This is a genomic window from Variovorax sp. Varisp36, assembly GCF_047304235.1.
In the GTDB taxonomy this organism is placed as follows: Bacteria; Pseudomonadota; Gammaproteobacteria; order Burkholderiales; family Burkholderiaceae_C; genus Variovorax.
Genome location: NZ_JBGLYU010000015.1, coordinates 34567 through 44428, shown reverse-complemented (window position 1 = coordinate 44428; position 9862 = coordinate 34567). Strand labels below are relative to the sequence as shown.

Below are 9862 nucleotides of genomic sequence, written 5' to 3'. Positions count from 1 at the left end.
TGAACTATGTCTGAATGGAAGTTTGTTGATCCTCCTGCCGCAGCCGTCTTCACGACCCGTACTGTGGTCGAGAAAATGAACTGGATTGCGTACGCATTCCACGATGCCGATGATGGGGCATGGCAGTTTCATGGTGCATCGAGCGAATCTGATGAATCTGATGATGTGATGATGATTCGTTTGGATGAAGCTCTTCAGCTTGATGACTCCTTAACGGACCTCGCTGATTTGCCACTGGGGTGGAAGGCTTGGCGTGATTCGCAGGACTCAGAGTGGCAACGTGCTCCGAGCTAGGCCTCGTATTTCAAAAAACTCCTCACCACCCTAGCTGCTGAAGCGGAGGTTCGTGAGGGCTTCTTCGTTGACGCGTTCGTCGCTGTCAGCCAGCGCTCCTGCTGAGCCAGCATGGCCTCGATCACATTCATCACGGTGCGCTGCTGCGCCTTGGGCAGTGCGCTGATGCGCTCCACGTGCTGCATCAGTTGGGTGCCGGCCCGCGCTTGCGCGCCACCGTCTGCGGCTCGCCAATCAACTCTTCCACGCTCACCCCCAACGTGCGTGCCAACAGCGGCAACGCCGACACCGGAACGCGTCGCTGCCCCAGCTCGCAGGCGTTCACCGTGGGCTGCAAAACGCCCAACGTGATTGAGCGCACACAACTCGATCACATAACTCGGGGTCATAACTCGGGGTCAGATTCCAATTTTCGTACGACAGTGCCGGCCAGCTCCTTCGCATCGACGATGCGGCCGTGGGCAAGGTCACGACCTACGCCTATGACCTGGCAGGCCGCCACGTGCGCGAGACCACGACGCAAGGCGGCGTCGCCTACCAGGACAACCAGATGGCGTACGACGCGCTGGGCCGCCTGCGCTGGGTGGCCGACACCAACGCGTACATCTCCATCGACTACGACAAGGCCGGCAACCGCACCCACATCCCCACCAAGCTGAACTACAGCGGCTTGAGTGTCCAGGCCGGCCAGGTGGAGCAGGCAGAAGAGTCCGACCGCTACTTCGCCTACGACCAGATGAACCGCCAGACGCTGGTCGACTCGGCCACGGCCGACGGCAGCGTGCTGGGCACCGAAGGGCACCGGCTGAGCTACGACAAGAACGGCAACCGCACGCGCGACGAGCACGCCGGCGTGCGGATCGTGCAGGCGAACGGTCAGTGGACGGCCGTGGGCGGCAACATCGTCGAGGACTACGGCTACGACAACCTCAACCGCCTGGCCACCACGGTGCGCGACGGCGCCCTCGTGGAGGCGCGCGGCTATGACGGCGCGGGCCGTGTCGTCTCGAGCACGCCCGGCGCGCTCGGCGTGGACTACGTCAACCTGCACCGGATGTATCGCGGCCTCAACGGCACCGACGCCTGCAGGGGCGCAGCAGCCAGTACGACGCCAACGGCCGCCTGATCCACCAGACGACCGCCGAGTACATGGTCTCCGCGAGCGCGGTCGACTACACCTATGACGCCGTGGGCAACGCGACCTCGTACCTGGTGGCTGACACGCTCAACGGCACTTTCACGAACACCGCCGTCACCGTGGAGCGCGCCGAGGGCTATCGCACCGGCTCGAGTTTCAGCGTGACCGCGCGCGCCGGCACCACTCAGATCCTGTCCCAAGGCATCCTGGCCTACAACTACGACGCCAACGGACACCTGAAGTCCACCGGCGACGCCGGCCAGGTCAACCAGCTGGACCTGCGCACCCACAACTACGTGAGCGACGCCAACGGCAACGCGCTGTATGCCTACTACGCCTACGAAGGGACCCCGGACAAGCGCGTGAACGCGCAGCGCCAGATGGTGGTCAACGGTGAAGTCCTCGGGCGCTATGGCCTGCTGACGGACAACCGCTTCGACGGCACACCGCTGGCGCAGAACGGGCCGATCTTCACCGCTCAGAGCGATTTCAGCTTCGGGTATCAGCCGATCAACGGCAACTACCCTGCCGGCACGCCGGGCAGCTACTCGGTGGGCGTGAATGACACGCTGCAGACCATTGCCAAGGGTGCCTACGGGGACTCGAGCCTGTGGTACCTGATCGCGGATGCCAACGGGCTGAGCAGCAATGCGGACCTGCGTGCGGGTCAGGTGCTGCGCATTCCAGCGGCGACCAGCGGCGCGAACAACGTCAACTCCTTCAAGCCCTACGACCCCAGCAAGATCGCCAATGACTCGGCGACCATGATGGCGATGCCGCAGGCTCAAGGCGGTGGCTGTGGTGGTCTGGGACAAATCATTGTGGCTGTCGTGGCTGTGGTCGCGGCAGTCTTCACCGCCGGGGCTGCAGCTGTCGCGATGGCTGGAGTCGAGGCTGGAGTGGGAGCTGGTGTGGCGCTGGCGGACGCCGGCCTGGCCGGCATCATGTCCGCAGGTGGCGCGGCTATGGCTGGCGGCGTTGCCGCTGGCGCTACCGGCATGGGGGGCGCTGTCGCGCTGACAGGTATTGGTGCAGCATCGGCAATCGGCGCTGCAGTGGTTGGCGGCGCCGTGGGCTCCATCCTCAGCCAGGGTGTAGGCATTGCGATCGGTGCACAAAACAGCTTCAGCTGGAAGGGCGTTGCATTGAGCGCGCTGAGCGCGGGCGTGTCTTCTGGGGTAGGCGGCGCCTTTGGCGACCTCAGCGAACTCGACGCCCCGCAAAAGCTCGGCGCCTTTGCTGTGCGTTCCGCTGCCTCTAACGCCATGACTCAAGGCGTTGCTATCGCGACAGGCTTGCAGAAGAGCTTCAACTGGCGCAGTGTTGCATCGGCCGCGGCAGGCTCTGCGGTAGGCAACGCCGTCGGCGACGCACTAGGCAGCACAAAGGCCTTTGAAGGCCTCGGGGCCTTTGGTGGCAAGTTTGCTGCTGGCACGGTGGCTGGATTTGCCGGAGGCTTGGCAACGGCAGCGCTCAGAGGCGGCAAGGTCAGCGTGACTCAGGTGGCAACTGATGCGTTTGGCAATGCGTTGGGGGACTCCCTGGCAGCGGCCAATGGTCAGAGCAGCTACAGCACGCCGCAGGCCGATCCGCTGACTCTCGCCATGGAGGTCGCCCCGGGCTCGAACGCTGATTGGGTGCTGGACAGCAGCGACGCAGCGTCGAGCAACGGCCGATCCGGCTACAGCTACACAGGATCTGAAGACGGCATCATCGCCATGGCGCAGCGGGCGGCCAACAGGCAGGCTTCAGCCAATTGGTACGCCAGTGGGGGCATGCCTGCAGGTGCGCCACCGACGAGCTACACGGCCCAAGCGGGCGATGGACCGCTGGCGATTGCCGATGGAATCGACCCGACCAACCGTTACGCGATTGCGGCGTTGATTGCAGGCTCCGGGCAGGCTTCGTACAGCGCCAGCGCCAATCGCTGGATCACGACAGCGGGGCAGACCTACAACGGCGATCTGTCGGGCCTGAGTGCAGACCAGATTGCACAGCTTGACCAAGCCGGCCGTCAGATGACCAGCACGGAGAGCAGCATCGACAGCCGGCGTGTGGCATTGAGGCAGGCACAAGCGGCGCAGGCGGCCAGCAACACGTACGCGGGTGTTGGCGCCGGTCGAGGGGTTGTCAACTACAACGCAGACGACTACGCGGCATATCAAAACGTGGGCTACGACCAACGGCTCATGGCCACGAGCGATGCCTACATCGCGCGAAGCCAGGCCGAGACTGCGGCGAGTCAGCGTGGCTTAGCCATCGCCATCGCCTCCGGTGGTGGCGCAGGCGTGCCAATGTTTGTGGACGATCCCTACATGGCAGCGGGCTTGGGCAATCCGGTCGTGGCAGGCGTTGCGCGGTCAATCGCAGGCGCCACGATGCGTGCGGTCGACATCGGCACTGCAGTGATCGAAAACCCGGGCCAAGCAGCGGTAGGGGTTGGCAAGAAGATCGCGAACTTCGGGCCGGAGGCTTACAACCTCGTGATGGAGGTCATGCCTATCACTGGGCTGATCAACACGATCAGTCGCAGCCTTACCGGGGAGGCGCCGTATCACGTCACGCCGCTGTTCACGTATGACAACGATGCGCAGATCGGTGGGGCGTTCCTTGGCGATTTGGCGATTGGCTACAGCGCGGCGCGGTTTGGCAACTACACCGTAGGACTGCGGGCTTCAACGCCGGGGACGTTGTACTCGAATCCACTACCGTTCGAGTTGAGAGCGCCAGGGGCGGCGCCTGTGGATGCAGGGGCGCGGACTGTAGTCGAAAGGTTTGATACTGTGCCGCAGGGACAAAGACTGATTCTGCGGCCCATCGAGATCGAATTTCCTGCGGCGGGCTTGTCTCCGGTAAAGCAAGGGCGATTTGCCGCGCACCTCGCTGAGCAAGAGATGACGTTGAATCGGCTATCGATTACCCGTACCAGTGATCTTGAGCTAAACCTCGCAAACTATCAGAATGTCAAGCCACAAGTTGACGCAGCGAGACGATTGGCGAGAGCGACTCTAGAAGGTTCTGGCCGGGGCATGGATGCCGCGCATCGCTTGGACTCTGTTGCGGGTGGATATATTCATGAATTTGCAGGATTTAGAGATCCTGTTCAACAACGAATCGGAGCGTTGTGGCGCACTAGGGTTGAGCAGATTGTCCCGGGTAGAGAGCATCGGCTCATACCTAAATTTGATTAAAAAATGACTGAAAAAAATAAAGAGCCTTTCATTGCGACGAGTTTTTTTGTTGCTGCATTTGGCATAGATGGAGAATTTGTCGGGATAAAAAAAGAGAGCTTGGATTCGCTGTCGGATAAGTGGATTTATATTTGCAGAGATTATTTAAGGCATTATGGGGAAGATTTTGATGTGCCATGGAGTGGAAATCTCTCGCATATTCGTACAAAATTCACATCCGAGGCTGGTGCGGCGCTGGCTACATTTAGTGTTGATGGAAAGATTGCAAGCTCAATTGCACTAAGCACAGGATTCTCAAAAGAAGCCGAGCTTCTAGTTTTGAAGATGTTTGCCAATTCGCTCAGAAGAATTGAAATTGTAAAAAATAGCGCAAAATCTTCAGAGCCTTTTGAGGAAATTTTCTCCATTGATGATCGCCCTTTAATGATCCTTGTCCAGTGGGCTGACCCCGAAATCTCTGAGCAAGATCTTCACCTGATTCGAGAACTCTCCTTGCATTTTGCCGCGGCTTATTTGATGCAGGATCGGCCTGCCTTTGCGAACCAGTAAGAAATTGCTGGCCAGAGGAGGGATGCTGCTTGGATTGACGTTACTCCGACAGCGACAGATGCCTTTGGCAATGCATTGGGGGATTCCGTCGCAGCAGCCAATGGGCAGGGTAGTGGCTTCGGCAACGTTCCGGGGCCGGTTGGCGCAGACGAGCGGGCCAGCATCCTAGGGATGTTTGCCGATGGGTCGGACTATGGCTCCGCCGCCTTCCGTCCGGACATTTCGGCGACCACGGCAGACCAACTCTTGTCGGATCTCGGTATGGGTGACCAGCCCGTCTACGGCGGGGGCGCGCAGTACGCAAATGCACAGGTGCTGCGCACCGGCGTGATGACGGATGCCGGCGCCGCTGGGGCGGATAACGGCGGTTTTGACTATGAGCGCAGCTACAGCAGGGGAGGGGAATTCGTCGTAGAGGCTTCCAAGTCGCCCTTCGATTCGCAGGGTACGGATGGCTTTAGCGGCACGGAGATTGAATCGATGCGCGAGGACAACCTTGCGCGTGCGCAACGTCTGGCAACGCAGGCTGCTGCGGAAAGCGCAAGTCCGTGGAGTGCGCGCACGAGCTGGGATGCCAATACTGGCGTCGTTCGGGCAGATATCGGCTTCAACCTGAGCAACAACGGCGCGATGCCGGGGGCGTTCGCGGGTGATCGCTCGAATGCCGCGGAGCAAGCCGCGCAGGCCGACGACTACGCTAACGAGGCGAGAAGGTTGTCGAACTACGCGACTTCGCCCATGTCGCGATGGATCGACATGTCGAACCAGCCGGCAGGGGCATACACCGCCGAGCAATGGAAGAGCGAGGCGAGCAACTTCAAGAAGTACATGGGGACCGGGTTCTCGCGTGACAGCGTCTACAACGGGCTGTGGACCAAGGGTGCTCAGCTTGACATCGAGGCTGGTAATAACAATCGTGGGATCTGGGATCAGGTTGCAGGTGTCGGGATAGAGGCAAACACCCCGGCCGCTCACGCTGATGTTGGGTCAGCCCTTGTGCGGGGGATTGGCAAGCGCATCGGCGATGGGCTCGGAAACGCGATGGGGATGGCAGGCCGTTCGCGCAAGGTCACTACGCCGGTGATTGGCTCAAATCTTGAGAGTACTCAATCCTTGACGGCCGAGTACAAAGAAGGATTGAATACAAAAGAATTTGATCGAAAGGTGAATCGCATAAAAAATGCCATCAACAATGGCGAGTTGACGAGCAATATCCCACATGGAGTAAGCGATGCTGCTCGCAGGGCAGAAACGCGCGCATACAGAAAAGCAGTAGTTGAGCGTATTGAGCGCATGTACGAAAACAATCCCGAGGCAAAGGCCAATGCTCTCAATAGGCTGGCCACCACGGACATGGACCATATTCGAGACCTTCAATTGAGCGGGAAGAATGTGCGGCGAAACTTTAAATCATTGGACTCTGATGTAAATCAGGAGCTTGGCCGCCAATTCTCGCGGCAAATCCCAAGAAATGCTAAAATCCCAATCACAAACCTTGAGGTGAAAAATCGATGACTTCGGTGGAGGTAATAGAAAACGTTCTTGCATCTGGTGTTTTAACCAAGGCGTTAGTTCACCTGCCTACAGTGGGCGCTGATAATGATGCTCTGAAGGAGCTGTCTGCGCGATTAAATCGATCTCTATCGATGATGCATGAGCAAATTCTCAAAAAATGGGATGGAATTAATCTTGATGTAATCAGGATTTATGGGGTGACGTCCAATGTTTTGGGCGTAAAAAAAATAATTACATCGCAGTCATTTTCTCCCGCGCCTGACGCCATTGTGTTTGCAGATGATCCTACGGGATTTCTCTATGCTGAAGCTCAAAATGGGGAGGTCTTATCGATTGACTCCAGTTCGGGGGAAGTGGAGGAAAAGGCGAGAAACATTGATGATTTTTTTACAAGACTGGTCTTTGGGAAAGATGCCGCTGAATTCATGGGGGATCAGTGGCTCGAAGACCTGAGGGCTTCTGGGATTGCCTGAGGTTGGTGGACAGGTGTGGTACTCAAGATCTTTTTAGGATGCGAGTGCATGGCTTGTAGAAGCAGCACACCAAGAATCTCACAGGCCCTTTTGTAGACGGAGCAGCGCGACGCCGTTGATTGCTTGGGGCATTGGGAAATCGTTCTCGTCTCGCCAAGATAAATGCCTTTGGCAACATATCCGGCCGAGTACTGATCCGTTTAGCACGGTTCCCTCATGTCCCACGGGCGCACAAGGACGCCTATTTCCGCACCGACTCCAGCCAACGACAATGTCGACTCTGCTCAACATCGCTCACAGAGCCACGCGCTTGAAAGCAAACCATGCCAACCTCCGATTCCGATTCGTTTGATGCGCTCATGGCCGTTGCCATGGCCGCCAGCCGGGCCGACGAGGCAAACCGCGCAATCGAGGGCTTTCAGCGAGCCAGTGCCGTCCAGCCCAATGCAGCACTGCCCCAGTTCATGCTCGGCGCCGAGTTCGCCGCGTTGGGCGACATGAGCCAAGCCGAGACTGCATTTGCGAACGCCACGCGCCTGGCACCTGATTTCCCGATGGCACGCTACCAACTGGGACTGCTGCAGTTCAGCTCAGGGCGCGCAGCTGTAGCTTTGTTGACCTGGCAACCGCTTCTGGAACTCCCACAGACGGATCCCCTGCCCCACTTCATCCAGGGGTTCGCGGCGCTCGCACAGGATCAGTTCGACGAGGCACTGGCCCACTACGAACACGGCCTCACGCTAAATACGACGAACGCCGCCCTTTCAGGCGACATCCAAAAGGTGATCGACGGCATTCGCTCATTGAAGCACTCCACAGTGCCATCCGACAGTGCCGCGGACGTGCCCGAGGATTCGTCAGCACACATCCTGTTGGCAAACTATCAGCAGCAGGGCCACGCGCACTGACCCGAGGCCCGAACTCGCCTGATAGCCAGATACCGCCGCCTTCATGATCGATTCGACCACGCAGCTCGCCGCCATGATTCGCGCGCAGTTCAGCGCGCAATTTCAGGCGCAGGCCAAAGCCCGCGGCCTGGCAGCGCGTGAAACACCAAGCGATGGCCGACTCGCCAAACCAAAGGGTGAGCCTGACGCCCATGTCGCCGGCAGCACGGATGCTCAAATCCAGCAGATGGTCGCATTGCGTGTGCGGGCACTATCGCCTGATGATCCGCAGCGCCAACGAAAAGCTTTCCGCCTGTTCCTCGAGTCGGTGCTCATGCAGACCTTCGGCCGCGAGCGCATCGACGGCATCGCCTTCGATCAGATGGTCGATGCCGTGATGCAGCGCATGGAAGGTGACGAGGAACTCCACGCAGCGCTGCGCGAAGCCGGCGACCTCCTGCTGGCCGACTCGCAGCCGACCATTGCCGCCAAGCGCTGACGCGTTTCAGCCGTTGGCTTTCGCGCCTGGCGCAACAACCAGATCGGCAAGATCGCCCCCGAGTGGCGCGGCGATGCCACCCAGAATTCGGCGCGCGAAACGTTGCACGTCGCTGGCATCCTTCACGTCCCCCGTCAGCAGCGCCTGCGCATAGCGACCGGACATGTTGGCCCGGTCGAGCCTCAAGGCCAGTTCCGCGTGTTCGCCCGCTTCGCCCGGACGTCCCTGCATCGCCAAAACCACAGCCAAGCCACCGTGGCTCTCGGCAAAGTTCCGATCCAACGCGAGCGCTGTTTCGAAGCTTTCATGCGCGCCCGCGAGGTCGCCTTGAAGGATCTGCGTCCACCCGAGGCCATGCCACGTACCAATGTGCTGCCCCATGACCGAGAGGGCCTGTCGAAACGCTCTGAATGCGTTCCCCAGATCGCCCGCCAGCAGAGACGCGAAGCCACGCGTCGACCAGGCTCGGCCATCTCCAGGGTGACGTTGAAGCGCTGCATCCGCAAATTGACCTGCCGCAGCCGCGTCACGTTGCGCCAAAGCCAAGGTCGCGCGCGTCACGAACGCTTCAACCGGTTGCTCGGGCGGCGTGCCGTTGCTCAGGCTCAGCACGCACCAACGCTGTGCCGCCTCGAAATTCGATGCGTCGATCGCGATCAGGCTGGCAACACCGGCAGCTTGTGGGTCAAGCGTTCGTTGCTGCTCTGCGCCAAGGGTCCACTCCATCGCCCGGTCGAGCTGTCTGTCGTGGTGCAGCGCGCGCAGCCAGAGCTGCTGCAACGCACGTGCAGCGACCGGCGGCTGACCCGTCGCCGTCTGGGACGCGGATGCTGCGCTACCCGCTTCGAGCACTGACGCCAGTCGTGCCACGCATTCAGCATGCCGGCCGCGTCGCAGTTCGATGAAGGCGATGTTGTGCATCAAGACATCGAGGAAGCCGGGAGGCGGATCCTGCGTGTCAGTGAGCGCATCAAGCACCGACAGTGCTTCGTCGTAGCGCTGTTGCGCCAGCCAAAAATCACCCTCTCGCAGCCGCCAACCCAGCACATCTTCGGACAGTGAGTGGGCTCGGCGCAGATGCAGCTCTGCTCGCTCCCACTCGCCACACGACAGCGCCGCCTCGAAGGCGGTGATGAGCAGTGAGTTGTTCGAGGGATCCTCACGAAGAAATCTCTCCATACGGTCGAGGCGCTGCAGTGAGTCGACCACGCGCGGATCGTCGCGCTGCGAAGGTTCGGCCGTGGTTTTGGCTTGGGTTTCAGAGGTATCGGTCATGGCAGCAATGCGATGTCAAGAAGTGGATGAGTGACTCGCGT

At 60.0% G+C, this 9862-nt stretch carries 10 protein-coding genes; 8 read left to right on the top strand and 2 right to left on the bottom strand.

From position 1 onward, the window contains the following. Positions 1-6 precede the first annotated feature (6 nt). Positions 7-294 (top strand): hypothetical protein, encoded by a 288-nt coding sequence (locus tag ACCD11_RS11625; RefSeq protein ID WP_413313960.1) that lies wholly within the window; start codon positions 7-9, stop codon positions 292-294. On the opposite strand, the gene ACCD11_RS11620 is transcribed toward ACCD11_RS11625, so the two are convergent. Next, positions 291-470 (bottom strand): hypothetical protein, encoded by a 180-nt coding sequence (locus tag ACCD11_RS11620; RefSeq protein WP_413313959.1) that lies wholly within the window; start codon positions 468-470, stop codon positions 291-293. The two genes, ACCD11_RS11625 and ACCD11_RS11620, sit on opposite strands and share 4 nt — an antisense overlap. Before the next feature lie 281 nt (positions 471-751). On the opposite strand from ACCD11_RS11620, the gene ACCD11_RS11615 reads away from it, so the two are divergent. The 7 genes from ACCD11_RS11615 to ACCD11_RS11585 all read left to right on the top strand — a co-directional run bounded on the left by ACCD11_RS11615 (position 752) and on the right by ACCD11_RS11585 (position 8546). After that, entirely contained in the window at positions 752-1420 is a 669-nt protein-coding gene (locus ACCD11_RS11615; protein ID WP_413313958.1) for a hypothetical protein, read from the top strand. A 23-nt stretch (positions 1421-1443) separates the two neighbouring features. After that, positions 1444-4623 (top strand): LysM peptidoglycan-binding domain-containing protein, encoded by a 3180-nt coding sequence (locus ACCD11_RS11610; protein WP_413313957.1) that lies wholly within the window; start codon positions 1444-1446, stop codon positions 4621-4623. 3 nt (positions 4624-4626) lie between these two features. Further along, positions 4627-5172: a hypothetical protein gene (locus tag ACCD11_RS11605; protein ID WP_413313956.1), complete on the top strand. Its 546-nt coding sequence runs from the start codon at positions 4627-4629 to the stop codon at positions 5170-5172. Positions 5173-5343: 171 nt separating this feature from the next. Continuing rightward, positions 5344-6687, top strand: coding sequence for a hypothetical protein (locus tag ACCD11_RS11600; protein WP_042673734.1), 1344 nt, complete (start codon positions 5344-5346; stop codon positions 6685-6687). Next, entirely contained in the window at positions 6684-7160 is a 477-nt protein-coding gene (locus tag ACCD11_RS11595) for an SMI1/KNR4 family protein (protein WP_157632222.1), read from the top strand. The genes ACCD11_RS11600 and ACCD11_RS11595 overlap by 4 nt, the downstream gene beginning before the upstream one ends. Before the next feature lie 323 nt (positions 7161-7483). Continuing rightward, a complete protein-coding gene (locus tag ACCD11_RS11590; protein WP_413313954.1) occupies positions 7484-8068 on the top strand; it encodes a hypothetical protein in 585 nt (194 codons plus the stop codon). 43 nt (positions 8069-8111) lie between these two features. Then, a complete protein-coding gene (locus ACCD11_RS11585) occupies positions 8112-8546 on the top strand; it encodes a hypothetical protein (protein ID WP_007835697.1) in 435 nt (144 codons plus the stop codon). Positions 8547-8552: 6 nt separating this feature from the next. On the opposite strand, the gene ACCD11_RS11580 is transcribed toward ACCD11_RS11585, so the two are convergent. Continuing rightward, positions 8553-9821, bottom strand: a complete 1269-nt coding sequence (locus tag ACCD11_RS11580; RefSeq protein ID WP_413313953.1) for a tetratricopeptide repeat protein — start codon at positions 9819-9821, stop codon at positions 8553-8555. Positions 9822-9862 lie beyond the last annotated feature (41 nt).

Coding starts and splice junctions, on each gene's coding strand:
- ACCD11_RS11625 (WP_413313960.1), top strand. CDS start 7: ATGTCTGAATGGAAGTTTGTTGATCCTCCTGCCGCAGCCGTCTTCACG.
- ACCD11_RS11610 (WP_413313957.1), top strand. CDS start 1,444: ATGGTCTCCGCGAGCGCGGTCGACTACACCTATGACGCCGTGGGCAAC.
- ACCD11_RS11605 (WP_413313956.1), top strand. CDS start 4,627: ATGACTGAAAAAAATAAAGAGCCTTTCATTGCGACGAGTTTTTTTGTT.
- ACCD11_RS11600 (WP_042673734.1), top strand. CDS start 5,344: ATGTTTGCCGATGGGTCGGACTATGGCTCCGCCGCCTTCCGTCCGGAC.
- ACCD11_RS11595 (WP_157632222.1), top strand. CDS start 6,684: ATGACTTCGGTGGAGGTAATAGAAAACGTTCTTGCATCTGGTGTTTTA.
- ACCD11_RS11590 (WP_413313954.1), top strand. CDS start 7,484: ATGCCAACCTCCGATTCCGATTCGTTTGATGCGCTCATGGCCGTTGCC.
- ACCD11_RS11585 (WP_007835697.1), top strand. CDS start 8,112: ATGATCGATTCGACCACGCAGCTCGCCGCCATGATTCGCGCGCAGTTC.
- ACCD11_RS11580 (WP_413313953.1), bottom strand. CDS start 9,821: ATGACCGATACCTCTGAAACCCAAGCCAAAACCACGGCCGAACCTTCG.